Source organism: Polaromonas hydrogenivorans (genome assembly GCF_040105105.1).
In the GTDB taxonomy this organism is placed as follows: Bacteria; Pseudomonadota; Gammaproteobacteria; order Burkholderiales; family Burkholderiaceae_C; genus Polaromonas; species Polaromonas hydrogenivorans.
Window position 1 is genome coordinate 85981 of sequence record NZ_CP157679.1, and the last position, 25415, is coordinate 111395.

Below are 25415 nucleotides of genomic sequence, written 5' to 3' on the forward strand. Positions count from 1 at the left end.
TTGTTCCTTGTTTCAGCACTCGACAATATTCACAGCCAGCCCACCGCGCGATGTTTCCTTGTACTTCGTCATCATGTCGGCGCCGGTTTCGCGCATGGTCTTGATGACGTTGTCGAGGCTGACGAAATGGGTGCCATCGCCGCGCAGGGCCATGCGCGCAGCGTTGATCGCCTTAACCGAGGCGATCGCGTTGCGCTCGATGCAGGGAATCTGGACCAGCCCGCCCACCGGATCGCAGGTCAGGCCCAGGTGATGCTCCATGCCGATCTCGGCAGCGTTCTCCACCTGCTCGGGCGTACCGCCCATGACTTGCGCCAACGCGCCGGCTGCCATCGAACAGGCCACGCCGACTTCTCCCTGGCAACCGACTTCCGCGCCAGAGATCGAGGCGTTTTCCTTGTACAAAATCCCGATCGCAGCGGCGGTCAGCAAAAAGTCGATCACCCCCTGCTCGGTTGCGCCTGGGACGAAACGCGTGTAGTAGTGCAAAACGGCCGGCACGATGCCGGCAGCGCCATTGGTCGGCGCCGTGACGACACGCCCGCCGCTTGCGTTTTCCTCGTTGACCGCCAAGGCGTACAGGTTGACCCAGTCGATCACCTGTAATGGATCTTTCAAAGCGGCTTCAGGGTTTGCCGTGAGGCCACGGTACAACTCGGCGGCCCGGCGCTTGACCTTGAATCCTCCACTCAAGGTGCCCTCGGTAGCGATGCCGCGTTTGACGCAGGCTTGCATGACGTCCCAGATACGCAGCAGACCCTGGCGGATGGCATCGCCCTCGCGCCAGACCAGTTCGTTACGCCACATCAATTGGGCAATGCTCAGACCGCTCTCGCGGCAACGCCGCAGCAATTCGTCCCCCGACAAGAATGGAAAGGGGAGTTGCCTAGCATCAGGTACCAGCGCCGGTTGCCCTAGCGCGTCTTGGGTGACGACAAAGCCACCGCCGATCGAGTAGTAGGTCTTCTCCATCACTAGGTTGCTGTTGGCATTCATGGCGACGAGTACCATCCCATTGGCGTGAAACGGCAAGGTCTGGCGCTTGAACAGCAGGTCCTCACGCTCGTTGAAAACGATGGCATGCCTGCCCGCCAGCCGTAGCGATTGCGCTTGACGAATTCGCTCAAGTCGCGGTGTGATGTCCGCCGGGTCGATCAGGTCAGGCTCCTCGCCCTCAAGACCCATCATCACGGCCTTGTCGCTGCCGTGGCCTTTGCCGGTGGCACCCAATGAGCCGTACAGCTCGCAGCGGACCCGATGCACGCAAGTCAATAGGCCGCTTTCACGCAAGGCGAGCGCAAACATGCTTGCGGCCCGCATCGGCCCGACGGTGTGTGAGCTGCTGGGTCCAATGCCGATCTTGAACAGATCGAATGTGCTGAGTGGCATGGCAAATTGCCTTGTTGTTCAGCGGTAAACAGGGAACTCGCGCGCCAGCGCCGCCACCTGGTCGCGCACCGCCGTCATATTGGCTTCGTCGCCCGGCTTGTCCAGAAGATCAGCGATGAGGTTGCCGACCAGGCGTGCCTCGGTCTCCTTGAAGCCGCGTGTGGTCATGGCCGGCGAGCCCAGGCGCACCCCGCTGGTCACCATGGGCTTTTCGGGATCGTTCGGGATCGCATTCTTGTTGACAGTGATGTGCGCGTTGCCGAGCAAGGCTTCGGCGGCCTTGCCGGTCATGCCCTTGGCGCGCAGATCGACCAGCATGACGTGACTTTCGGTCCGGCCGGAAACGATGCGCAGGCCGCGCAGCATCAGCGTTTCGGCCAGCGCCACCGCGTTCTTGACCACTTGCTGCTGGTAGACCTTGAATTCGGGCGCCAGTGCCTCCTTGAAGGCTACTGCCTTGGCAGCAATCACATGCATGAGGGGGCCGCCCTGCAGGCCTGGGAAAATGGCGCTGTTGATCGCCTTTTCGAGTTCCGGACGCATCAGGATGATGCCGCCACGCGGGCCTCGCAAGCTTTTGTGCGTCGTGGACGTCACGATGTCGGCATGGGGAATCGGGTTAGGGTATTGGCCCGCCGCGATCAGTCCGGCGTAATGCGCCATATCGACCATCAGCAGCGCGCCGACGGCCTTGGCGACTTTTGCGAAGCGTTCAAAGTCGATGTGCAGCGCGTAGGCGGAGGCGCCGGCGATGATGATCTTGGGACGGCTTTCGTGCGCCTTGCGCTCCATGGCGTCGTAGTCGATCTCTTCCTTCTCGTTGAGCCCGTAGCTCACCACGTTGAACCACTTGCCGCTCATGTTCAGCGCCATGCCATGCGACAGGTGACCGCCTTCGGCCAGGCTCATGCCCATGAAGGTGTCGCCCGGCTTCATCGTGGCCATGAAGACCGCCTCGTTGGCTTGCGCACCCGAGTGCGGCTGCACATTGGCGGCCCAGCCATGTCGGTCTGCGCCAAAGAGTTGGCGCACGCGGTCCAGCGCAAGTTGTTCGGCCTGGTCCACGTACTCGCAACCACCGTAGTAGCGCCGGCCGGGGTAGCCCTCGGCGTACTTGTTGGTGAGCTGACTACCCTGTGCGGCCATCACGGCCGGAGAAGTGTAGTTCTCGCTTGCGATCAGTTCAATGTGGTCTTCCTGCCGGCGGTTCTCGCGCTGGATGATGCTCCACAGATCGGGGTCGACGGTGTTGAGGGAGTGCTCGGTGTAACTGAACATGGGGGCGGTTCCTGCGTGGATCGGAAGATTCGATATGTCTGAATCTTCGTTTACGCGTGCAACCCACACCGTGCCAATTGCGACAATCATTATTCAAATTGCGACATCTTGTCTTCTTTGCCATCAAGGCGAATGATTGAAGGGCGTGCTACTACCAGTAACCACGGCCGTCGGTGCGGCTGCACGCAGCGGTTGACAGGCCTTCCTACATGCCACACCGCACTTTGTCATCCAGCTTGTAGCAAGCCAATGGGTTCGAAAGCGACGCTTTCCCCGGATGCCAGAATGGTTGGCGCCTCGGATTTTTGATGGGTCATCCACACCGCAAGCGATATTTCATGGATAGAAAATCTCATTCACCTCACTCTCTCCCATTCAAGGCACAAGCATTATTGAACTTTCAGGAACCCAAGACAACCAAAAGCAGGCTTATGCATTGAATCTTTGCTGAACTTCCTGGAGGTGTCGGCCATGCTAAAAAAGAGACTGGATGAGGTGTCAAGAAAGCGCGTTCGCGCCAGGCGCCTGCTGCAAAAAGGCAAAAAACCTACCGAGGTCGCACACGCTGCGGGCGTGGCCCGGCAAACGGTGTACGTCTGGAAAAAAGTTCTCGATGAAGGCGGCATTGATGCGCTGCGCGACATGGCTGCGCCGGGACGGCCCGCCCGGCTCGAAGCGTGGCAGCTTGAAGGCTTGGCGCTCGCGCTGCTGAAAAAGCCCAGTGCATACGGCTTTGAGACCGAACTGTGGACACTCAAGCGCGTGGGCGTGCTCATTCATCGTCTGTACGGCGTGAAGTTTGGCCTGACCAATATCTGGCTGATCCTGGGCGCGCTGGGCTGTAGCCCGCAAAAGCCCGAGAGGCGCACCATCGAGCGCGACGAAAAGGCCGTGCGCACCTGGAAGCGCTGCACCTGGCCGGCCCTTAAAAAAAGGCCCGGCGCGAGGGGCGCGAGATCGTCTTCATCGACGAGTCGGGCCTGAGCGAGCGGCCCACGCGGGTGCGCACCTGGGCGCCCAAGGGGTGCACGCCCATCATCGAGTTTCACTTCAACTGGAGCCATGTCTCGGCCATCGCGGCTTTGACGCGCACCAGCGTCATGTTCCGCCTGCACGAGGGCAGCATCAAGAAAGAAGAGATCGTGGAATTCCTCAAGGCGCTCAAGGCGCAGATCGCCCGGCCCTTGCTGGTGATCTGGGATGGCTTGAAGTCCCATCGCAGCGTCCTGGTGCGCCAGTACCTGGACAGCCTTGACGGACAGATCGAGATCGGATTCTTGCCGCCCTATGCGCCGGATCTCAATCCGGTCGAATACCTGTGGGCCTGGCTCAAGCGGCACGCTTTGGCCAACTACTGCCCCAACAATTTGAAGGAGTTGCAAACCACGGCGCGCAACAAGCTCAAGAGCGCCCAGAAGCGGCCCAGCATCATTGCCGCTTGCTGGAAACAGGCGACGCTTTGGTGATGTCATTCATTACTGAAAGATCAATAATCAAAGCCCGGCATCGCGGGATACGCTCAATTCTGAGCATCGCCAGCGACCAGTGCGCCCGCTCAACAATGCTCACGATGTGAATCATGTAAATTTTGATATTAAAAATTATTTATTTAATATCAATTTATTCATACAAACTCCTAAAGTTGCGTGGTTCGAAGTTCGAAATGAACCGAATAAAAACACCATTCAACCCCCGAAAACATAGGAGCAATTCATGTCCACACAACTTGAGCAAGCGCTGGAAGCCGCCTTCGAAGAGGCTACGCGCCGTTATAAGGAACGGGGCTTTCAGCGTCGCGTAGGCTTTGGCAACAAGCCCGCGCTGATCAGCGTCGACTTGGCCAATGCATGGACCCGTCCGGGCAATCCGTTCACCTGCGAACACGTCGATGACCAGATCATTCCGTCCATGCAGTCCCTGCTGAAGAGCTTTCGCAAGTACGACTTTCCCGTCGTTCATGTCACCACCTGCTACCAGATCACAGACCGCAGCAATCCGCACACCGACATGGGTTTGTGGCACAACAAGATCCCGGTGGACGTGGTGGCCGAAAGCAACCCGGAGCTGTGGGCGATCGACTCGCGTATTGCGCCCATTGAGGGCGAGCAGCTGTTGATCAAAAAGCGCGCCAGTGCCTTTCACGGCACTTACCTGGCCGGCTTCTTGCGTGCTGCAGGAGTCGATACCATTTTGGTGACCGGCGTGACCGCATCGGCCTGCGTGCGCGAGACTATTTGCGATGGCCTCGCCGATGGATTCAGAACCATTGCGGTCAAGGAAGCCATTGGCGACCGCGTCCCGGGCGCCGTCTTGTGGAATCTTTTTGACATTGACGCGAAGTTTGGCGATGTCGAGACCACCGAGACCTGTCTGCAGTACCTGGACCGCATCGGCCAGGCCAAGATGGCTGGTGAAAAACTCGCGGCCTGAACGCGTTCGCCAATCGAAGCGGCACGCATCGTTCTGATTAAACGCCGTATTTTGGGTTGGCGCTCAAGGCCCGTACCCCCGATGGGAGGATGTGCCATGTGGTGGCCGATAAGTTCTCCCTAAAGTCAGAATCATTCATAGATTGAGGTATGTCATGTTCGATAAAGATAGCTTGTGCATTCCTAATGCCCGTCGGCGCGAAATACTGTTCGGGGTAGGCGCAGCAAGTGCGTTGGCCGTCGCCAGCCGACCCGTGTGGGCCCAATCTGGAGAACTTGTAGTGAGTAACTGGGGTGGCGACTGGAATGACCGCACAGTGCGCTTCGTCGAGGCGCCGCTGGTCGAGAGCAAGGGAATCAAGATCGTGCGCGCGCTCAACCTTGAGCCCGAGCGAAAGACCAAGCTGCTCGCCGAGCGTGGCCTGCCGCGTGGCAGCATCGATGTGGCGCATTTCAGTGCCGGCGACGCCTATGACCTCAACGAACAAGGCGTGCTCGAACAACTCGACCTGGCGAAGATTCCGAACTACGCCAATGTGCGGCCAGGACTGCGCGCGCCGTATTTTGTGCCCTGGGTGTTCGGCGGCGTCACGCTCGCCTACAACCCGAAGTTCATCAAGGAGCCACCGACCTCGCTGGCCGAACTGTGGAATCCTAAGTATGCCGGCAAGCTCGGCGTGCTTGATCAGAGCTATTACAACTGGATCTACATGGCAGCGCTGGCCGGCGGCGGCAGTATGAACAAGGTCGACCCTGGCTTTTTAAAGCTGGCCGAGATGAAACGGACCATGCAGCCCAAGATCTATCCGACACACCAGCAACTCGCTGCGGCCTTCGCCAATGAAGACGTGTGGATATCGGCTAACTACTCGGCGCGCATCGCGCAGTGGGCCAAGGATGGCGTGCCGGTGCGTTCGTCGTACCCGAAAGAAGGTGCAGTGACGATCATGTTTGGTGCGACGATCCCCAAGCGCGCGCGCAACAAGGATGCGGCCTACCTTTACCTCAATTCGCTGCTCGATCCGGCAGCGCTCGGAGGTTACTCAACGGCATCGATGTATGCGCCAGCCACAAGCAATGCCCAGATGTCTGACGATCTGCGCGCGGCGATCGATTTCACGCCAGCGCAGCAAGCCACGCTGCAAAACCCTGACTACGGCTACCAGTCGAAAAACCTCGGCAAGTGGCAGGAGTGGTGGAACAAGGAGTTCAAGGGATGAGCGTGTCGGCTGTGATCGGCGGCGTAGGGTCGGGCGGCGAAATCAGCGGTGCGACCGGCGTCGTGCGTGGTCGCCGCACGACGCCGGCGCTGGTCATTCCGGCATTGCTGCTGGTGGCGCTGTTCATGCTCGCTCCGCTGGCCCTGATCGTTCGCTACAGCTTCGACCTGTACGACCCGGTAAAGCTGATGCTGGGGGTGTTCAGCATCGATAACTACGCGCGGGCTTTTGCCGATCCCTTCTACCAGAAGGTGCTCGGTGTCACCGCACGTATCGCCGGGTTGTCAACCGTGATTGTCCTGCTGCTCGCATTCCCAGCCGCGTACTGCATCTCGCGTACACGATCCGAGAAGCGGCGAAGCTGGCTCATCATCCTTACGGTACTGCCATTGCTGCTCGGCAATGCTGTGCGATCGGCGGCCTGGATGGTTGTGATGGGGACCAAGGGGGTGGCCAATACAGTTCTCATTGCCCTTGGACTCACTGCGCAGCCGATAGCGATCCTGTACACGCCCACGGCCGTCGTGATCGCCCTCGTTTCGGTGCTGCTGCCATTCGCCATTATCACGATGCAAAGCGTGCTCGACGCCATCCCAACGAATATTGAGGAAGCCGCCATGTCGCTTGGCCAGTCGCCGCTGCGCGCCGTGCTCAGCGTCGTGCTCCCGCTGTCAATGCCGGGCCTTATTGCCGCAGCGGCAATCTGCTTCGCGCTCGCTATGAACGCCTATGCAACGCCGGTGCTGATCGGGGGGCCGAGCATTCAGATGATGGGGCCAGTCGTCTACGAGCAGATTGCCAAGGTTCAGAACTGGCCGTTCGGCTCGACCCTGGCCTGCATGTTGATGCTGACCACCGTGCTCCTCACCATTGTCTCCACCCGATTCCTCAGTAGAAAGTATTTCTAATCATGAAACGCTTTTCTATCGGTCGATTCTCATATCTGGCTTTCGTGACGCTGATCTTCGCCTTCGTCATCGCACCGTTGCTGGTCATTGTGTGGGCAAGTTTCTTTTCCGACCGCATCCTCACCTTTCCGCCGAGCGGCTACACGCTGAGCTGGTTTGTGCGGGCGTGGGACCTGCAGGACTTCGCTTCGGGTTTTGCGACCAGTTTGCAGGTCGGCGCCTGCGCGACGCTGGGCTCCCTGCTGCTCGGCGTGCCGGCTGCACTGGCGATCGAGCGCTTTGCGTTCCCCGGCCGCGAGACCGTGCGCCAGTTGCTGCTGTCACCCATGTACGTGCCGGCCATCGTGGCCGGCGCGGCGGTGTACATCTATTTCATTCAGATCGAGATGATGGCTGGTGTTCAGTTTGCCGCCACGTTCCACGGCCTGGTCATCGCCCACACGCTGGTGGCGCTGCCGTGGACGATGCGACTGGTGTGCGCGTCCCTGGTGACGGCCAATGCCGCGTCTGAAGAGGCTGCGCGCAGCCTGGGCGCCAATGCGCTGCAGACCTTCTTTCTGGTCACGCTGCCGACGATCCGGCCCGGCATGATTGCGGCAGCGATGTTCGCGTTCATCGCCTCGTTCTCGGACCTTGAAAAGTCCTTGTTCCTCGTCGGACCCGGCCAGACCACCTTGCCCATCTCGATCCTCAATTACCTCGAATGGAACCTCGATTCAACCATCGCCGCGGTGGCTACGGTGCAAATCGCGGTCATCGGTGCAGCGCTCCTGATATCGGACCGTTTCGTCAACCTCGGAAAGGCATTTTGATATGGCTGGCGTCACACTTTCAAGGATCCGCAAGACTTACGGTGAAATTTCTGCTGTCGAGGAAACATCCCTCGATATCCGTGAAGGAGAGCTGCTCGCGCTACTTGGCCCCAGCGGCTGCGGCAAGACGACAACGCTGCGCATGATCGCCGGCTTCATCACTCCGACATCGGGAACGATGCATATCGGAGCACGCGACGTCACGCACGTGCCAGTGCACAAGCGCAACGTCGGCATGGTGTTCCAGGGCTACGCGTTGTTCCCACACCTGACGGTGGCGCAGAACATTGAGTTCGGTCCGCGCCTGCGCCGCTGGGACAAGGCACGCATCGCCAAGCGTGTGAATGAAATGCTGCTTTGGGTGCAACTCGACAAGCATGCCGATCGGCTCCCAAAGGAGTTGTCCGGCGGGCAGCAGCAGCGTGTAGCGCTAGCGCGTGCCATGGCAGCCCAGCCCGAAGTGCTGCTGCTCGATGAGCCCTTCTCGGCGCTCGACGCCAAGCTGAGGAAGCAGATGCGCACAGAGATTCGCGAGTTCCAGCAACAGGCGGGCATCACGTCGGTGTTTGTCACGCATGACCAGGAAGAAGCGATGGCTATTGCCGATCGCATCGGTGTGATGAACCAGGGTCGGCTTGAACAGCTCGGTTCGGCTGAAGACCTGTACCAGCGTCCGGCATCGCGTTTCGTCGCAACCTTCATCGGCAAGTGCAACCTGATCGAAGGGCGCGCCACCGCACCAGGCTGCTTCGAGTCGCTCGATGGTTGCCAGCTGCGCTTTGTCGACGGTGCTGTGCCCCGGATTGCTTCAGCTCTGTGCTTTCGTCCCGAGAATGCCCGTCTCACCCTTGCCGATTGCGGAGATGTCAATGCACTGGACGTGACCTTGAAGTCGACCACTTACCTCGGTCCGGTGATCGAGCATGAGGTGGTGACTGCAGCAGGCGACTTGCTTGTCGTCTCGTCCGCTTCGGTACAAGTAGTTCCTTGTGCCGAGCCAGGGCAGCGGCTGAGTCTGACTTGGCGTGCCGAGGATTGTTTCGTACTCGCTTAGCGCTGTGCTCTGCCGGGCGAACATGAGAACCGGTGCGGATCAGGTGATCCTTTCCCCAAACATTAGGGTTCTTGAGCCTTCTACAAAATGTGTTCAAGGCGTCAGGAAATATCAGGCAAGCAACCCAAAGAAATCCATTATTAACGCGATGTGCAACTTTCAAAATGAAACCAAGCCATCGAGCTGTAGGCCGGTCCGGCCGAGTTGATGGTTGAGAAGAACCCACAGCGTATGGGCCGCGACCTTGCGGTTTATTAACGTCACCGCTATCGGCGCCGGAAATATGGGCGTAGCCTTCGTCAAATAAATTACGCACGCAGGTCATTAGGTCATCAGGTCAACGTGCCCGCACCCGGTTTTGAAAAAGCACGGGCGCTGGCCGCAGCCTACATCGGCACCACGGCCGTGGCCAGCGCCGACAAAGCCGCGCAAGCCAATGTTCGTTTTGCCTGCCGGCATTGGCAAGCTACAACGCCTCGACGGCGACCACCACTCGGTGCACGAGGTACAGCAAAAAAGCCGTTTTCTGTTGGCGTCGAGATCACAGGCAAGGTCACCGTTTTATCAGCCGGTGTCAGGCGCTTTCTTGTTCCCATGCCACCTCTGCCTGCGCCCTGCGCATGATCACTTTCCCGTGGCGGATTGACACGAGCGCATGCCCCTGTGTGCGTAGCACTTCGTAGTCACTATCTGCCGAGAGCAGCACCATATTCGCGGGACGACCAACTTCGATGCCATAACGCTCGCCTAGCGCCATTGCCTTGGCGCTGTGTTCGGTCACGAAGTCCAATCCACGCTGCAGGTCCTCATAGCCCAACATGTGGCAGATGTGCAGCCCTGCGTCCAAAATGCGCAGGATGTTGCCATTGCCCAGCGGGTACCAGGGGTCCACGATGGAATCCTGCGCAAAACATACGTTCAGGCCCGCCCGGTCGAGTTCGGGGACGCGCGTCAGGCCACGGCGTTTGGGGTAGCTGTCAAAACGCCCTTGCAGATGGATGCTTTCCGTCGGGCAACTGATGAAGCTCAGCCCTGCCTGCTTGAGCACCCTAAAGAGCTTGGAGCAGTAGGCGTTGTCGTAAGAGCCCATGGCCGTGGTGTGGCTGGCCGTCACGCGCGCGCCCATGCCGTGCACGCGGGTCACCTCGGCCAGCACTTCCAGGAAGCGCGAATGCGGATCATCTGTTTCGTCGCAGTGCACATCGACCAGGCGATTGTGGCGCTCGGCCAGGTCCAACAGAAAGTGGATGGATGACACCCCTTGGTCACGCGTGTTTTCGAAATGCGGGATGCCGCCGACCACGTCAGCCCCCATCGCGACCGCTTCGCTTATCAACGCGCGGCCGTTGGCATACGACTCGATGCCCTCTTGCGGGAAGGCGACGATCTGCAGGTCGATCAAGGGGCGGGCCTCCTCGCGCACTTCCAGCATGGCTTTGAGCGTGCCCAGGCCAGGTTCGGTGACATCGACATGACTGCGCACATGCTGGATGCCGTGAGCGGCCAGCATGCGGATGGTACGGTGAGCCCGGGATTTGGTGTCCTCACAGGTCACCAGCGCCTTGCGTTCGGCCCAGCGTTCTATGCCTTCAAACAGGGTGCCGCTCAGGTTCCAGCGGGGTTCGCCTGCCGTCAGCGCGGCGTCCAGGTGGATGTGGGGCTCGACCAGCGGGGGGATCACGAGCTTGCCGCCGGCATCGAGCCCATCGCTTGTCGCCTCTGGTTTGGGCAGGGTTCCTTCCTGAGGCTCAATAGCGCTGATCAGGCCGTCAAGCCAGTACAGGGTAAACAGGCCAGGGCGGCCGCGCAGTCGAGCGTTGATGATGTGGTTCATACAGGGGTTCTCATGGTGGGGGTATGGGGGGAGAGTCGCCAGATCATCAGCGCAATGGCAATGTTCAGGCGGTGTTGGGCGTCATTCAGGTCCAGACCGGTCAGGCTCTGAATCTGTTGCATGCGGTAGTTCAAGGTGTTTCGGTGCACGCCCAGGCGCTGGGCGGCGGCCACCAGGTTGCCGTTGGCCTGCGTCCAGGCTTCCAGCGTCTGGGTGAGCGCGGCGTGATGGGCCAAGTCGTGCTGGAGCAACGAGCCCAGGGTGGCGTTGACGAAGCGGTCTAGCAGATTGCGGTCGCGGATAGCTACCAGCAGTTCGAGCACGCCTAGTTCTTCAAAGCAGCACAGGCCCAGTCGTTCCGGGAAAGACTGGGCGGCCATCAACGCCTGGCGGGCTTGCCCGAGTCCGCGCGGCAGGTCCGTGGGCTGAGCGCAGGCGGCACTCAGTCCGGCGAAAACACGAAGTAGCGTGTCGCCCTCGTTGAGCGTGCGCAGCAGTTGTTCGACGATGGCGCGGTTGTAGGCGAGTGCATCAGCGTCGCCCGAAGGCAGCAGGGCGATCCATTGTTCGGCCTGGCTGACCACGGGCAGAGGCTGTCCTAGCGCATTCAGGCAGCTTGTCAGTTGCTGCAGCACGTCCTGTTGGAAAGACTGCAGCAGGGATTCGGCGGTCTCGGGGGCTGACGAGCGAAACAGCGGTGCGGTGCCGGTCAATTGGAGAACCAGCACTTGACGCGGCTGGCGCAGGTCGACAGCCAGGCTGGCGGCACGGTGGGCCAGAACGAGGGTGTCGGCGAGGTTGCCATCAAGCAGTTGCTCGATGAGCTGCTGGCGTGAACTGCCCAGCAGCTGCGCCTGCACAAGAGCCGAGCCGATGGCCTCGGTCACCACGATCAAGGGCAGGGCATAGGGCTGTTCGATCAGTGGCACGCCCAACCGGTCGGCCTCGCTCAGCACGCTCTCAGGAATGTGGCGGATATACAGCGGGCCAGTGAGGATGACCAGTCCGGCACATCGCCGCTCATGCGCTTCGCGCACCAGTTGCCGCAAATTGGCTTCATTGCGGGACTGGTTGATACCGGTGACAAACACCAGTTCGCCGCCAAGCACCCATTCTGCGATCGAATCACTTTCTGCCACATAGGGCCAGCGCACGGTGTGCTGCTCGCCAGCCTGCCCGGCGCGCAGGTGCATGGCCTGGAGCCGGGGCAAGAGCAGGACATCGCGAACGCTCAGGCTCATACGTTGGCACCGTCTGTAACGTCCAGCATCTTGACCAGTACCAAGGCGATGGTCGCCGCCGTGCCCCAGTCGTACCACCTGATCTGAGTGAAGCCTCGCAGAAAGTACGACAGCGTGCTGCCGATTTCACCGAAACAAAAGCGGCCCGTCAGGATCGAATTCAGGCTACTGTGGCAGGCGATTGAGCCCAGCACCGCAGCGTACAGGCCCAGCAGCAGGCTACCGGTGATGCATGCCTCGATCAGGGTTTTAAAGTTGTAAGCCATGCCCATCTTGCTTCCAGCAAACTTAACGACCATGAAGAAGGCGAAGCTGAACAGCAAGATGGACGTGGACATCAGGCCTATTCGGGATGCGGGTGGTAATTCACTCAATAAGCAGTTGTGATGAAAGTCTGGTGCTTGGGTCATGTCTTCAACTTAGGTGATCTCAATACCAGAGACATTGCAAACTGTGTGCCATGAAAAACGCGTGCCTGGCATCTCAGATTAGTCGGAAAAAACAACATTGTTTGTGCATAGTGAACATTTTTATGCTCTCTAGGTCAAGATGTGCACCATGTGCAAGCAAGAATATCTATCGGCGCATCATCACGGTGCGACAAGCAACAATTCGGTGCTGAACTGATATGGTCGGCTTTAAAAGAGGCAGTATGCTTAGCTGAAGATTACTAAAGACTATGTACGTTCTGCACAATTGAAGCACTGCCCAAGATCGGCTTTAACCGCACGACGCTCATCAAGTAATTAAAGCGGCATGGTTCGGAGCTGGAAATGAACCCAATAAGGACATCCTCAAGCCTGACATGCTGCCCGAAGGCATGTCAGGCGCATGCCGCTGCAGCGCACACAACATCCCGGTGATCTTCAAGCACTGCAACCGAAATGTGACCTTCTTGCCCAAGGGCGTCAGTGCACATCATCATCAAAGCTTGATAGCGCATCTGGCCAGGTTTCAATTTGCCTAATCTGGCTTGGCACAGGATTTGCGTCTAGCTTCGCCAAGCCCGATTCCAATTTGCCGCCAATCCGGCTTGGCATATGCCGAAATTCAGGCGGAAAAAATTACCCAAGGAACGAGGACTATGAGCATTGACAACAGCGCTGGATTCAATCGGCGAAATTTCCTGAAGACTACTGGCGCCGCTGCCGTGCCAGCCAGTTTCTTCATTGGCGGCACTGCGCGCGCGCAGTCGCCGACTACGCTGAACATGCTCGCGTGGTACGGACACGGCGAGCCGGACATCGTGGCTGAATTCGAGGCGAAGAACAATTGCAAGATCAAGCCGAAGTACTACACCGGCGGCGACAACATGCTTGCTTTGATCTCGCAGTCGCCTGTAGGAACCTACGATCTCATTCTTTCCGATGCGGAATACGTACCGCCGCTGCAAAAAGCCGGTTACCTGGAGAAGCTCAATCCGAAAGATTACCCATTCGACGACTTCTTTCCTGAATTCCAGAAATTTTCCGGTCACTGGCAGGGCAATGACCTGTATTCGGTGCTGACCCGCTTCGGCTTTCTCGGCGTTGCCTACAACACCGATGCGGTGTCGGAGAAAAAGGCTCGGTCGTACAAGGTGTTCTGGGACCCAGCCTACAAGGGCAAGGTTGGCCACTTCGATTGGTACCTGCCCAGCATGGGCCAGATCAGCATGCTCAATGGCAACAAGAGTCCGTTCGACCTCAGCGCAGCGCAGTTCTCAAAGTTGAAGGACACCGTCAAGACCTTGCGTCCGCAGGTCGCCGGATTCTTCGACTACGGCGGTACGTACGGCGGGTTGAAGAGCGGCCAGATCCATCTGATGTGCGGTATCGGCGACTGGATCACTGGCGGACTGAAAAAATCCGGTGCCAAGGTCGATTCGGTAGTCCCTGACGAGGGCGGCTTGCAATGGACTGAATCGTTTTCCATCGGCAAGGCCAGCAAGAACCAGGAGCTGGCGAAAAAGTTCATCCAGTACATCACTTCGGCCAAGGGACAGGTCGCCTCAGCGCGCATGGCTGCCTACCCGGCGATGATTCCGAACAAGAAGGGTTGGGAAATGCTCAATGCCTCAGACCCAGCCGAAGCCAAACGGCAGGGCATGGTGCTGACCGGGCATAGCTGCCTCGACGACATTCGTTCGGGCAAGATCCGGTTCCGTGAGTTGCCTCGCCAGCAGCCGATCGAGGACTGGAACGACTTCTGGTCGACCTACAAGATGCGGGCCTGATCACTTTGCGCGCTGGCGGCTGACCCAAGTGGCCGCCGATAGCGCGAGGACTGATTTCATCGCCGCCATCGGCATCCATTGTGCAGGAGCAAAAATAATGACAAAGCAAGTAAATCAGCGGCGCTGGCCGTTGATAGGTCCACCACTACTATGGCAGTTAGCCTTCTTCGCGCTGCCATTGTTATTCTTGGTCGTCATTTCATTTTGGTCAGTGCAGAACTTTCGGCTCGAACCGGACTTCACTTTCAAGAATTGGGTCACGATGATGACCCGGGATACCTTCTGGTCCGCTTATGGCTATACGTGGCAGCTTGCGCTCGGTGCGGCCTTTCTGGCCTCGCTGCTCGCGCTGCCAGCGGCCTACAGCATCACCTTCCACTTGTCCGAGCGCGCCCGCGGCATCGCGGTGATGCTGCTTGTTGTGCCATTTTTTACCTCTTACATTGTGCGGGCCTATGCCTGGCAGGTGTTCCTTGCCGACAACGGCATCATCAACGCACTGCTGACCCAGTTGGGCATCGAACCGTTGCCTCTGCTCAACAATTCTTTCGGTACGTTGGTAGGCTACCTCACGTTGTGCATGCCGCTGGTCGTATTGATCCAGGTGATGGGCATGAGCCAGATTGATCGCGTACTCATCGAGGCTGCCCGCAACCTGCGCGCCGGACCATGGCGCACGCTGTTTGAAGTGGTGATCCCGGCGATGAAGGCTTCGCTGGTAGTAGCCTGGCTATTCGCCTTCATCCTTTCGTTCGGCGATTTCGTCAGCCCGACTTATCTCGGCGGCGGCGGCTCGCCCACGCTCAGCAACCTGATCATTGACACTACAAAGTCCGGGCAGCAATGGCCCCGCGCGGCGGTGGTAGCCATCGCAATGATCGTCACCCTGGTGGCAACTTCTCTGCTTGCCGTGGGCTACGCTTACAAGGAGCGCAAATAATGTGGAATTTCGTGCGCAACGCGGGCCGGTTGTATATGCTGCTGGTGCTGGCTTTCATCCTGGCTCCATTGATCGCGAGCCTGGTGTTCTCGTTCAATGCCGACCGCTTTCCTTCTTTACCGTTAAAGGGCTTCACCACCGAGTGGTATCGGCTAACCTTTAGTGATCCGATGGTGCTTGACGCCTTGAAACGCAGCATTGGCGTGGCCATCCCGGCCGGGTTGCTCTCTACGTTGCTGGGCTTCGCGGCAGCCTACAGCGACTACCGTTTTAGCTTTCGCGGCAAGAGCGTGTTCAACCTTTTAATGATGCTGCCGCCGACGATACCCGCCGTGATCATGGGCTTGGCCATGCTGTCGTATCTGTCGCGCCTCAACCTGGCAGGTAACGTCTATGCCATCTTGATCAGCCACATCGTCACGGGCTTGCCATTCGCGATGGCGATCATCCGGCTGCGTCTGTCGCAAATGGACCCGTCTCTTGAACAGGCCGCGTGGAACTTGCGCGCCAATGCTGGCCAGACGCTGTGGCACGTTGTCATTCCGTTCAGCAAGCAAAGTCTGATCGCCGCTTTCCTGATCACGACGGCGGTGTCGTTCGATGAGTTCGCAGTCGCCTGGTTCGTGTCTGGCCTGGAAGAGACAGTTCCAGTCCGGGTGCTCGTGTTCCTGCAGGGACAGGTCAGCCCACGCATCAACGCTATCGGCACAGTCATTTTCGCCACGTCCATTTTGCTTGTGGTCCTTGCCATGGCGTTCTCAGGTCTCGGCAAGGCTATTCGCCCCAAGAAGTCCGAGCAATGACGCAAAGGGGTCAGACCCCGTCCGGCAATCTGTTTTTTTAGGCAATCATGACAAATCATTTACTTGAGATCGACCGAGTTACCAAGCGATTTGGCGACTACTCGGCGGTAACCGAAACATCATTCAGTATCGAACGCGGCGAATTTCTCGCCATCATGGGTTCGAGTGGCTGCGGCAAGACGACAATGCTACGCATGCTGGCAGGACTGGACCAGCCAACCACCGGTGAAATCCGGCTCGATGGCAAGTCTCAGAACGGCTTGCCGGCATGGGAGCGCGATCTTCCCTTGGTGTGGCAGAGCCTGGCGCTGTTCCCTTTTCTGAGCGTGCTGGACAACGTCGCCTTCGGACTCAAGATGCGCGGCATCGGCAAGCACGAGCGTCACACCCGGGCGCAGACTTGGCTCAAGAAACTCGAACTTGGCGAGTTTGCCCAGCGCAACGTTTCCCAGCTGTCGGGCGGACAGCGCCAGCGCGTCGCGCTCGCCCGCGCCTTGGTCACCGAGCCCAAGGTGCTGCTGCTCGACGAACCCCTCAGCGCGCTCGACGCGCACTTGAGCGTGCGCATGCAAGCTTTGCTGCGCTCGTTGCAGCGGGAACTCGGTATCACCTTCATCTATGTCACCCACAGCCAGACCGAGGCTTTCTCGATGGCCGACCGTGTCGTGGTGATGAGTCGGGGAAAGGTCGAGCAGATCGGCGCTCCGAAGGATATTTATCGCCAGCCAGCAAACCGTTTCGTAGCGGAATTCATCGGCAATGTGAATATCCTGCGCGGCGCTGTCGAAACGGTGGCCAATGGCGTTGCCACGCTGCATACGCCGCTCGGGTTTATGACTGCATCGACCGGCGGTGTGACTGCCCGGCCGGGGATGGAAACCGACTTCTTTGTCAATGCCGACCAGATCGCGCTGGGCCTGCAGCCGCAGGAAGAGAACCAGGTAAGCGCCAAGCTATTGAGCTACAAATTCGTCGGTAGCATGGTAACGCTATATCTCGAACTGCCCAATGGCGATGAAATGAAGGTCAGTGTGCCCGAACCTGTCTATGACCGGGTGGGGGTGAAGATTGGCGACATGGTTCATGCGTCCTGGCCTGCCAGCGCAGCGCAACTGTTCCCTGTGACCGAATAGTCCAAAGAGGCAGTAAGAGAGGCCGCGAAACCTGCTTCCAGGAAGCATGTCAATTGACCGGGCCGGGATTTTTGTGATTTTCGAGCGATTTCGAGTTCCAAAGGCTGGATGACGTGAGCGATGCACGCACACGCTGGTGGGCTTGCCGCCTCACTGGCTGGCCTTGACCAGCGCGAGCACTTCGGCCAGGCCGGCACCGGGCATGCCCCGGGCCATGGCCCGAGCAAACAGGCCCAGCAGGTAATACACCGCCGCCGGCCTGACGGGCACGGCATAGACCGAACTGCCCTGGCCGGTGACGACCACCAGGCCGTCCGCCTGGCGGCGCAGCTCGACAAACTTGTCGCGCTCTACGCCGTGCTGGCCAAATCGGGCCGAAGGGCTCAGGTTCATCAGGACCGCGATGGCGGCGGGCATTTCCTCGGGGGTGAGCTGGATTACCAGCTTGCGCTCCCAAGCGTAGCCCCCGCCGCTGCCCAGGGCATGGGCCGAGTCGATGCTCACCACGTGCACGCCCAGATAGTCGCCGCCCCGGCGGTGCGGGGTAACTTCCAGCGTGTGCGCCGCGGCCTTGCCGAACAGGCGCAGGCGCAGCCGACTCTCGTCCGGGGAATGCCCGGCGCTGGCCGAGCCAGAGGCGTTGGGAAAAGCTTCCGGCCGCTGGCGCGCAAAGCGGGTGGGCAGCGCGGGGAGAGCGGCTGACAGATTTGACGCGGCCGCATCCGGCATCTCGTCCTTGGGTTCGTCCTCCCAGCCGGGCGCCTGACCACCGGGCAAGCCGTGGTCGTCAGCATCATCGGGCCAGGGAAACAATGGCGTGTCCACGGCCGTGTCTTCAGGGATGTCGGGTCCGGCCTCTTTTGGCCGGTCCGCTTGCGATTGACCGGCTCCCAGGGGCAACGTGGCGGTCAGCCAGGCGCGCAGCGTGTCCACGTCGCCAGGGTTGCTTTGCAGCTGCGCGAGACGCTGCTGCATGTCCCAGCCTTCTTGCCGCAGCGCCAGGCCGCAGGCAAACAGGCCGGCACTGGTGAAGGCCAGGCTGTGGGCGGCCAGCCGGTCCAACAGGGCAGGGCGCGTGCAGGCTGCGGCCCAGCTGAGCACGCTCAACTCGCCGGGCTGCTCCCGGCCCCGCGCCGCCAGCGACAAAACGCTTTCGAGTCTTTCGCGCTCAAGCGGGCCCAGCCCTTCTGTGAAGCCGGCGAGCCGCACCGGATCGGGCGCGGGCGTGCCGCGCGAGGCGCACACCTGGCGCCACAACTGCTCAAACGCCGCGTCTTGGCTCCTTGGGGTTCCCGATGGATGCATCATCCGGCTTTCAAAGCGGAAAAGGGCTTAGCAGGTGTGCGCCCAGGCGGCTCATGACACTGGCGTCCTTGAAGCCGCAGCGGCGCTGGATCTCTTGCAAAGGCACGCCGGCGTTGAACCACATGGCGATGCAGGTGTTGCGCAGCGTGTTGGGCCCCATGTGGGCCAAGGCGCCCGGATCGAGCGTAGCCATGGGATTGGGCGCGTCCAAGAAACCTTTTTCCACCAGGCAGCGCGCCAGATGCGCCTGGCAGATGTTGTACAGGCCGTTGGGCGCAATGGAGCGCCCAATGCGGTCGCCCACGATCAGGCGGCTGCCCGGATGCAGGGCAGGAAGGCCCACGGGGCGCACCTCGAGCCAGGCGTGCAGCGCCCGGCTGGTTTCCGGATCGAGTTGGAGCACCCGTTCGTGTCCGCCGCCCGCCTTGCGCACGCGCAGGAGATAAAGCAGGCCCGACCCGGCAGGGCTTTCAGGCGACTCCGTGCAGGGCCGGGCACAGTCCAGCGTCAAGCCGATGATCTCGCGCACGGTGAGCGCCGCGCGCATCATGAGCAGCAGCGCCAGGCGGTTGCGCCTAGCCTTGAAGTCGTCGCCACCGGGAAAGCCGTCATGCAGACCATCGTGCAGCGCGGCCCACATGGGAGGAGATAGTGCCAGCGAAGGCACGCGCTCGGTGGCCGGCGGCTGGGCGCCCTCGGCCGGGTTGCACTCGACGAGGCGGCTCGCCAGCGCATGGTCGTAGAGGTCACGAAGCACGCGCCAGTACCGGCGCCGCGTGACGGGTGAGGTTTTCTTGACACTCGAGCGCGGGCTGATGGCTTGGCAAAACGTGGCGATATCGACGCTGCGCGCCGCATCCCAAGCAACACCGTGCACCGTGCAAAACGCCAGCCAGTGACGCCAGACCAGAGAAGCTTGCGTCAAGCCGGCCGCGCCCATGGGTTTGAGGTCCGTGCGGACGAGCCGGGCGGCCTGCCAGGACGCAAAGAACGCGCCGGGATCCACAGCGGTCACATCAAGCATCCGATGGCTCCTCGATAAAAATTGCATTTACAACAAGCCGACCCCACAAATCATACCCGCCCCATGCCACCTTCCTCTTGAAAAGCGAAGCCCGACTTTGGACTTCCTCATTTCCCCTTCGCTCCCCTTAAGGCACGGGGACGGGAGAGAGAAAAGGTCGTTCAGGGGTATCGGGAAGGATGTTTGTTGTAAATGCAATTAATTAACCGATACTCATGCAAAGTATGAACGTGACCAGGCAAGGAGGACATTGCCCCGCCTGGGCTGGACGTGGTGGCCGGCCAGATCTTGAGCGCCTACCATGGCATGCGCAAACGCAAGGCTTGAGAGCGCAAGTGGCCTGAGCCGTCCGAACCCCAACAGGCGAGCCGGCACGATGAACCAGCGATGGCGCTGCGCTCCGGCAACGACCACCGGGCTGCCTCGGATTGTGTGGTGGTGCCTCATCCTTGGTGCGCCCGGATTTGGTCAATAGCCGGCTCGATAGCAGCAGACAGGCACCCTTTGGAGACACTATTAACACGGTTTTCTATGCTTAGTCGTTCGTTTTATTTGTACATTAAACCTATAATTTCGTGTAAATGAATGACAACTGCACCATTCAACTTTTTTGCGACGACTCATGGCACGATGTCGCAACAGTCGCGCTTATCGGACCAGAGCAGGATGGATGGCGCGCTAAAACTTACTCAGGCTACGCGGTCGAATGGGTGGTGAATCATGGCCATGCGCGCGACGCCCACGCGCTGTCGTGCCAGCTTGCGGTTGGACTCGAGCCTGTGGAGTTGCCGCACTGGCCGGTTTTTCTCATCGACATGCTTCCTCAGGGCTTCGGACGTGAGGAACTGCTGCGACGCATCGGCCTGCCAGCAACAATGGCGGAAGGCGCGGACTGGCGCTTGCTCCAAGCCGGGGCGGGCAATCCCATTGGTAACCTGCGCGTCAAGGAAGCGGCACAGTGGCTCCTGCATCATGCGGGAGCAACGCTCGGCTTTACCGACGCCGAAGTGGCGGCCCGCAGCGAAGACTTCACGGAATTCCTGGCGTCGCACGGCCTGTTTGTCGCGGGCTCTTCCGGCGTGCAAGGCGAGTGGCCCAAGGTGCTGCTCACCCGAGCCCACGACGGGCTCCTTTACCTAGACCATACCCTGGCCGATGACCAGGCGCGCGAGCACTACATCGTCAAGTTCGGGCGAGGCGCTAACCCGTCCCTGGCCAGCATCCTGCGGCATGAAGCGCCCTACATGGAGCTTGCGCGCCGACTGGGCCTGCGCGTGCATGCTTCGCTGGCGCTCAAGCAGCAAGCCTTGTTCATCCGGCGGTTCGACAGGGCCGTGCAGCCTGGCGGGCGGGTGGTACGCCTAGCCCAGGAGAGCATCGCGTCTCTGACGGGCCTTCCCGGGTTCGGGGCCGTGCCCAGCCATGACCAGGTGTGCCGAGAACTGATGGCGCGCTGCGCGGACCCCGAGGCGGAGGTGCTCGAGTACATAAAGCGTGACGTGGCCAACCTCGCGCTTGGCAACAAGGACAACCACGCCCGAAACACAGCCCTGCAACGAGATTTCGCGGGCGGGGTGCGGCTTGCGCCGCTTTATGACTTCGCGCCCATGTACATGCACCCGGATGGCATTGCCCGGCGCATCAGGTGGGCCGAAAACGATGGCGGGCGCCCGGATTGGCGCCGGGTGGTCGATCGGGTCTGCGAAATCGGCGCGCAGGTTCCGTCGAAGGGGCGTCGGGTCCGGGCAAAGGCGACCCCTGCCGTGCGTCGGGAATTTTTGGTCGCGGGCCTGAAGGCCATGGTGCCAGCGCTGCTGGAAATTGCGCAGCAGGGCAGCGCCATGGGCCTGGACCGCGAAGTCCTGAACCACTTGCGGCCTGGAATTGTGGGGCAGGCCGAACGTTTGTCCGCTCTGGTGTGAGACGCGCCAATGGATAAACGGTATGCCGCACTGACGCTGGTGCAGCAAATGGACCTGCGCCGCAAGGCTGTCGAAGATGTGTTGGCTCACCAGGAATGGAGCCTGCCCGAGGCCATCCGGCACCTGAAGAAAACGATGCGGCTCACTACTGCGGAACTCGCCAAGCTTGCGGACGTGGGGTTTCGCACGCTGCAGGACATAGAGCAGGAGCGCAGCGAGGGAAGCGTTCAGACGATGGGCCGCATCTTCGGCGTCCTTGGCCTGAAGCTTGGCGTCGTGCGCGCCGCCCCGAACGCCCCTGCAGCACAAACAAACACCACAGCGAACGGGCACCTGCCCGACCAGGCTTGATGCCTGCGTCACGGACTTGCCGCCCCAAGGCACGCCGGACTTCTTCCTCGTCGATTGAGCGCGCCGCTCCAAAGCCGGCGACCTGGCGGGCACCGTTGAGCTCGATGGCGACAAACCTGAAGTCGCCCAGTTGAAGTCATGAATTGGGCTTCCGGAAATCTCTTCACGTACACAGCCTGGCAGGTTTCCCAGGCCGGAGTGCCGAGCTCCAGCACCCGTGAGCATGAAGATGTTGCAGGTGCCCGCCCCGGTGCGGCTTCGATGGGCTGGCGCGTCTGCCCGATCAACTGCTGCGGCGTCTCGTTCATGCACACCACCGGGCGGGCCTCATCAAAGGGCCGGCTATAGACGCCGAGCACCCGCTCCATGGCCGCCATGAACTCCCCGCTACCTGGGGCGGGTATCACCCCGCGAACCTCGTGCCAGAGCTTGAGTTCGTTTTTTTAAATGTGCGCCGTACCGTCTTCCCACGACATGCTTTGTTGTTGAGATAATGGCTCAACAGTCACACCTTCGTCATCATCAACAACGGGAGCGCTGCATATGACACTTTCTGACGCTCAAAGGTTAAAAAACAAAGCCCTGGCCCGCATCGTGGCCGAGCAGTTCAATGACGAGCAGGCCTACGTCGATCTAACGACCACTGCGCTGCAGGTTTGCCAGGGGCGCATTGCGCTGATTTCGCTGCAGGACGGCGACAAGATGTGGTTCAGGACCCGGGTCGGGTTAGACGCACTGCAAATTCCAAAAGACAAGTCGTTTTGCGAGTGCGCCATGGCTTTTTGCGACCGAATTTTGGTGGTGGAAGATGCGGCTGCAGATCCGAGATTCGCAGATAACCCATTGGTCACTGGACCGCTGGGCATCCGTTTTTATGTGGGAGCGCCCTTGGTGCTCTCAACCGGCCTGGTGTTGGGCAATCTTTGTGTTCTGGACAGTGAGCCCAGGAAGCTGGCAGCTGAAGAGCTGGACATGCTTGATTTTCTCAGCAAGCAAGTGGCCGTGATGCTTGAAAAAAGCAGGTCCTACATCCGCCCGCAGGCTGGCGTTTAGGCAAAGGGCAAATCAGGTAACCGCCCGGATAGCCCAAATCCCTTTCAATTTGAAGGGTGTGCTGTGCCCGACGATGACACCCCTATTCCAAGATCGGGTGGTACGTGTTCGATTGCGTTTTCCATAGTGGCCTCCATGTTGATGGAGGGCGTCCAGCTGTAGGCTTTTCGCCGCAAACTACAGGTAGTTTTCGCGGCAACCTTGCAGACATTGATCACCTGCCTGGCGCAAAGGGCCCATCGCAGACAGGTAGCCTCAGACGGCCCAGATCATCCTGGCCTTACAAATTGGGCAAGCTGCTCAGCTTGTACAGGACCCACGCTCTCTTTATCCTGCATTTTTGTATATGACGACATCCACGCTGACTTTTGCAGGCGAAGGAGCCATGCGGGCGCTGTTGAGGGCGCACGATTGGTCAGGCTTTGCCCTGGGGCCGCCCACCGCGTGGCCAGGCCCCTTGAAGACAGTCATCCAGCTCATGCTCGACTGCAGGCGGCCCAGTTGCCTGGCCTGGGGGCCGCAGCTTCACCTCTTCTATAACGACGCTTATATGGAAGTGCTTGGAGAAAAACATCCATCGGCTTTGGCCAGGCCGTTTTGGGATGTCTGGCCCGAGTTAAGGCAGGATCTGGGACCGGCCGTGGCGCGTGCCCTGAAAGGCGAGCCTTCTTTGCAGAAGAACATGCCGTTTCAGATCATGCGCCAGGGTTTTCTGGAGCCCACGTTGTTCATCTTTTCACTGCTGCCCGTCCGGGACGATGAGGGTCAGGTGGCGGGCCTGTTCAGTCTGGGCATGGAAACCACCGAACAAGTTCAAGCCGAGCAGAGCCAGCGTTTCTTGCTGGCGTTGACCGATGGCCTGCGACCTCTTGACGAGCCCGACCGCATCACGGCGCTGGCGTGCGAAATGCTGGGTCGGCATCTGAAGGCTTCGCGGGTTTTTTATTGCGAAGTTGACCATTTACAAAGAACATTTTTTATCCGCAGCAACTGGGTCAGGCAAGGCCTGGACAGCGTGGCCGGAGAAACGAGGCGGCTCGATGACTATGGTCCGCAAATCATCGACATGCTGTATGGCGCACAACCGGTCGCCATCAACGATATCGCCCAAGACCCGCGCACGGCCCCCTACGCCCAGGCGTATCGGCGCATCGGATTGCGCGCCTACCTGGCCATACCGCTGATCAAATCGAACCGATTGATCAGCCTGCTGAGTGTGCATTCTGACGTGCCTCGCCGCTGGAGCCGGCGAGACAGGTATCTTTGCGAACAACTCATCGAGCGTACCTGGGCTGCCGCGCAAAATGCGCATGCCCAGGCCCAATTGCGCACAGCGGTCGACAAGCTCAAGATGGCAGACGCGCAAAAAGACGAATTCCTGGCCATGCTGGGCCATGAACTGAGAAATCCGCTGGCCCCGATCCGCTCGGCGGCCGAGCTTTTGATGCGGGCAAAGCTCGACGAAGGGGAGGTGCGCCAAACCAGTGAAATCATCGCGCGACAGGTGGACCACATGACCGTCCTGATTGACGATCTGCTCGATGTCTCCCGCGTCACCCGAGGCTTGATCGAACTGGAGAAAACGCCGCTGGACATGCGCCGTATCGTGCAGGATGCGGTCGAGCAGGTGGATCCGCTGATCCGCTCAAGACACCATCATCTGGCGCTGCATCTGACGCCTGAAGTCACCACCGTCATGGGCGACGAAAAGCGGCTGGTGCAGGTGGTCGCCAACTTGCTGAACAATGCCGCCAAATATACCCCCCAAGGCGGCCATCTCGTGCTCAGGACCGAGCTGCATGACCAGAAGGTGGTGCTCAGCGTGATGGACGACGGGATCGGGATGGAGCCTGAACTGGCCAGCCGCGTGTTTGAGCTGTTTGCGCAGGCCGAGCGCACGCCAGACCGCGCTTCTGGCGGCCTGGGACTCGGGCTTGCCCTGGTCAAAAGTCTGGTCGAGCTTCATGGCGGAGGCGTGACAGGCGCGAGTATTGGTCCGGGCAAGGGAAGCACCTTCACGGTGAGCCTGCCGCGACTGCCGGTTCAAGCTGAGCGGGCCAAGGGGCAGCAGGCAGCATGACTTCTGCAAAAATCGACCCACGCCCTGCGCGTGATGGTCGTGGACGCCAACGTCGAGGCAGCCCGGAGGTTGGCAATGGTGCTGCACGCCTCGGGTCACCAGGCGGTGATGGAGCACGCAGCGCGGCCAAGCCCTGGAGCGGTGCCAGATAGGAAGCCATTGAAGCGGAAAATGCCAAGGCCGCGCGCCGCCTCAAGCGCTATGAGGTGATTGCTGAAAAGCACCGTGACAGTCAGCAACCAGGCGGCATGCCGCTTTCCGTGGCCGAACTGCTGGAATGGCACAGCCTTGAGCACCCGCAAAGGGCAACATTGAGCTCCAGCGCCGAGGGCAACTAAACCGCCTTGCCCACTGGCGCTTCTGCGCGCTCAGCCGGTGGCGTGAGGCGTCACACATTCCTGGCCGATGTTCCAGCTTCACGGGC

21 protein-coding genes and 1 pseudogene are annotated in these 25415 nt (G+C 60.1%); 14 read left to right on the plus strand and 8 right to left on the minus strand.

Annotated features, from left to right (window positions below; all coding sequences use genetic code 11):
- Nucleotides 1-12 precede the first annotated feature (12 nt).
- Nucleotides 13-1389: an L-serine ammonia-lyase gene (locus ABLV49_RS25225; protein ID WP_349283345.1), complete on the minus strand. Its 1377-nt coding sequence runs from the start codon at nt 1387-1389 to the stop codon at nt 13-15.
- A gap of 18 nt (nt 1390-1407) precedes the next feature.
- Nucleotides 1408-2667 (minus strand): serine hydroxymethyltransferase, encoded by a 1260-nt coding sequence (glyA, locus tag ABLV49_RS25230; RefSeq protein WP_349283347.1) that lies wholly within the window; start codon nt 2665-2667, stop codon nt 1408-1410.
- A 471-nt stretch (nt 2668-3138) separates the two neighbouring features.
- On the opposite strand from glyA, the gene ABLV49_RS25235 reads away from it, so the two are divergent.
- The 6 genes from ABLV49_RS25235 (at nt 3139) to ABLV49_RS25260 (ending at nt 9090) form a co-directional block, all read left to right on the plus strand.
- Nucleotides 3139-4133 (plus strand): IS630 family transposase gene (locus ABLV49_RS25235; RefSeq protein ID WP_349283349.1). Its coding sequence is split into 2 segments (ribosomal slippage): nt 3139-3595 and nt 3595-4133, totalling 996 coding nucleotides; the frame shifts between segments, so codons are not numbered across the junction.
- Between the two features lie 247 nt (nt 4134-4380).
- The gene (locus ABLV49_RS25240) at nt 4381-5097 is read left to right on the plus strand and encodes an isochorismatase family protein (protein ID WP_349283085.1); all 717 of its coding nucleotides are present in this window, start codon (nt 4381-4383) and stop codon (nt 5095-5097) included.
- A 280-nt stretch (nt 5098-5377) separates the two neighbouring features.
- The gene (locus ABLV49_RS25245) at nt 5378-6316 is read left to right on the plus strand and encodes an ABC transporter substrate-binding protein (RefSeq protein ID WP_349283087.1); all 939 of its coding nucleotides are present in this window, start codon (nt 5378-5380) and stop codon (nt 6314-6316) included.
- Nucleotides 6313-7224, plus strand: coding sequence for an ABC transporter permease (locus tag ABLV49_RS25250; protein ID WP_349283089.1), 912 nt, complete (start codon nt 6313-6315; stop codon nt 7222-7224). Before ABLV49_RS25245 ends, ABLV49_RS25250 begins: the two co-directional genes overlap by 4 nt.
- A gap of 2 nt (nt 7225-7226) precedes the next feature.
- Nucleotides 7227-8036, plus strand: coding sequence for an ABC transporter permease (locus tag ABLV49_RS25255; protein WP_349283091.1), 810 nt, complete (start codon nt 7227-7229; stop codon nt 8034-8036).
- A 1-nt stretch (nt 8037) separates the two neighbouring features.
- The gene (locus ABLV49_RS25260; protein ID WP_349283093.1) at nt 8038-9090 is read left to right on the plus strand and encodes an ABC transporter ATP-binding protein; all 1053 of its coding nucleotides are present in this window, start codon (nt 8038-8040) and stop codon (nt 9088-9090) included.
- A 574-nt stretch (nt 9091-9664) separates the two neighbouring features.
- Here ABLV49_RS25260 and codA read toward each other — a convergent pair.
- From codA to ABLV49_RS25275, 3 genes are read right to left on the minus strand one after another with little or no spacing between them, the layout of a single operon-like run.
- Nucleotides 9665-10924 (minus strand): cytosine deaminase, encoded by a 1260-nt coding sequence (codA, locus tag ABLV49_RS25265; protein WP_349283095.1) that lies wholly within the window; start codon nt 10922-10924, stop codon nt 9665-9667.
- The gene (locus tag ABLV49_RS25270) at nt 10921-12165 is read right to left on the minus strand and encodes a PucR family transcriptional regulator (RefSeq protein ID WP_349283097.1); all 1245 of its coding nucleotides are present in this window, start codon (nt 12163-12165) and stop codon (nt 10921-10923) included. Before ABLV49_RS25270 ends, codA begins: the two co-directional genes overlap by 4 nt.
- A complete protein-coding gene (locus tag ABLV49_RS25275) occupies nt 12162-12575 on the minus strand; it encodes a hypothetical protein (RefSeq protein ID WP_349283099.1) in 414 nt (137 codons plus the stop codon). The genes ABLV49_RS25270 and ABLV49_RS25275 overlap by 4 nt, the downstream gene beginning before the upstream one ends.
- Before the next feature lie 674 nt (nt 12576-13249).
- Here ABLV49_RS25275 and ABLV49_RS25280 point away from each other — a divergent pair.
- The 4 genes from ABLV49_RS25280 (at nt 13250) to ABLV49_RS25295 (ending at nt 17256) form a co-directional block, all read left to right on the plus strand.
- Complete coding sequence (locus ABLV49_RS25280; RefSeq protein ID WP_349283101.1) at nt 13250-14380, plus strand: polyamine ABC transporter substrate-binding protein; 1131 nt, start codon at nt 13250-13252, stop codon at nt 14378-14380.
- Nucleotides 14381-14477: 97 nt separating this feature from the next.
- Complete coding sequence (locus ABLV49_RS25285) at nt 14478-15320, plus strand: ABC transporter permease (RefSeq protein ID WP_349283351.1); 843 nt, start codon at nt 14478-14480, stop codon at nt 15318-15320.
- Nucleotides 15320-16123: an ABC transporter permease gene (locus ABLV49_RS25290; protein WP_349283103.1), complete on the plus strand. Its 804-nt coding sequence runs from the start codon at nt 15320-15322 to the stop codon at nt 16121-16123. The genes ABLV49_RS25285 and ABLV49_RS25290 overlap by 1 nt, the downstream gene beginning before the upstream one ends.
- 47 nt (nt 16124-16170) lie before the next feature.
- A complete protein-coding gene (locus ABLV49_RS25295) occupies nt 16171-17256 on the plus strand; it encodes an ABC transporter ATP-binding protein (protein WP_349283105.1) in 1086 nt (361 codons plus the stop codon).
- 150 nt (nt 17257-17406) lie between these two features.
- Here the strand turns inward: ABLV49_RS25295 and ABLV49_RS25300 are convergent, their stop codons facing one another.
- Both ABLV49_RS25300 and ABLV49_RS25305 read right to left on the minus strand, forming a co-directional pair.
- Nucleotides 17407-18564, minus strand: a complete 1158-nt coding sequence (locus tag ABLV49_RS25300) for a hypothetical protein (RefSeq protein ID WP_349283107.1) — start codon at nt 18562-18564, stop codon at nt 17407-17409.
- Nucleotides 18565-18571: 7 nt separating this feature from the next.
- A complete protein-coding gene (locus ABLV49_RS25305; protein ID WP_349283109.1) occupies nt 18572-19585 on the minus strand; it encodes a tyrosine-type recombinase/integrase in 1014 nt (337 codons plus the stop codon).
- A gap of 581 nt (nt 19586-20166) precedes the next feature.
- On the opposite strand from ABLV49_RS25305, the gene ABLV49_RS25310 reads away from it, so the two are divergent.
- On the plus strand, nt 20167-21507 hold the full coding sequence (locus tag ABLV49_RS25310) for a type II toxin-antitoxin system HipA family toxin (protein WP_349283111.1): 1341 nt from the start codon (nt 20167-20169) through the stop codon (nt 21505-21507).
- Nucleotides 21508-21516: 9 nt separating this feature from the next.
- On the plus strand, nt 21517-21858 hold the full coding sequence (locus ABLV49_RS25315; protein ID WP_349283113.1) for a helix-turn-helix domain-containing protein: 342 nt from the start codon (nt 21517-21519) through the stop codon (nt 21856-21858).
- A gap of 242 nt (nt 21859-22100) precedes the next feature.
- Here ABLV49_RS25315 and ABLV49_RS26175 read toward each other — a convergent pair.
- A pseudogene (locus ABLV49_RS26175) lies at nt 22101-22324 on the minus strand (IS630 family transposase); the annotation flags it as partial.
- 128 nt (nt 22325-22452) lie between these two features.
- Between ABLV49_RS26175 and ABLV49_RS25320 the strand changes: the two are divergent.
- Both ABLV49_RS25320 and ABLV49_RS25325 read left to right on the plus strand, forming a co-directional pair.
- The gene (locus ABLV49_RS25320) at nt 22453-22911 is read left to right on the plus strand and encodes a GAF domain-containing protein (protein WP_349283115.1); all 459 of its coding nucleotides are present in this window, start codon (nt 22453-22455) and stop codon (nt 22909-22911) included.
- 346 nt (nt 22912-23257) lie between these two features.
- Nucleotides 23258-24991, plus strand: coding sequence for an ATP-binding protein (locus tag ABLV49_RS25325; RefSeq protein WP_349283116.1), 1734 nt, complete (start codon nt 23258-23260; stop codon nt 24989-24991).
- Nucleotides 24992-25415: the final 424 nt, after the last annotated feature.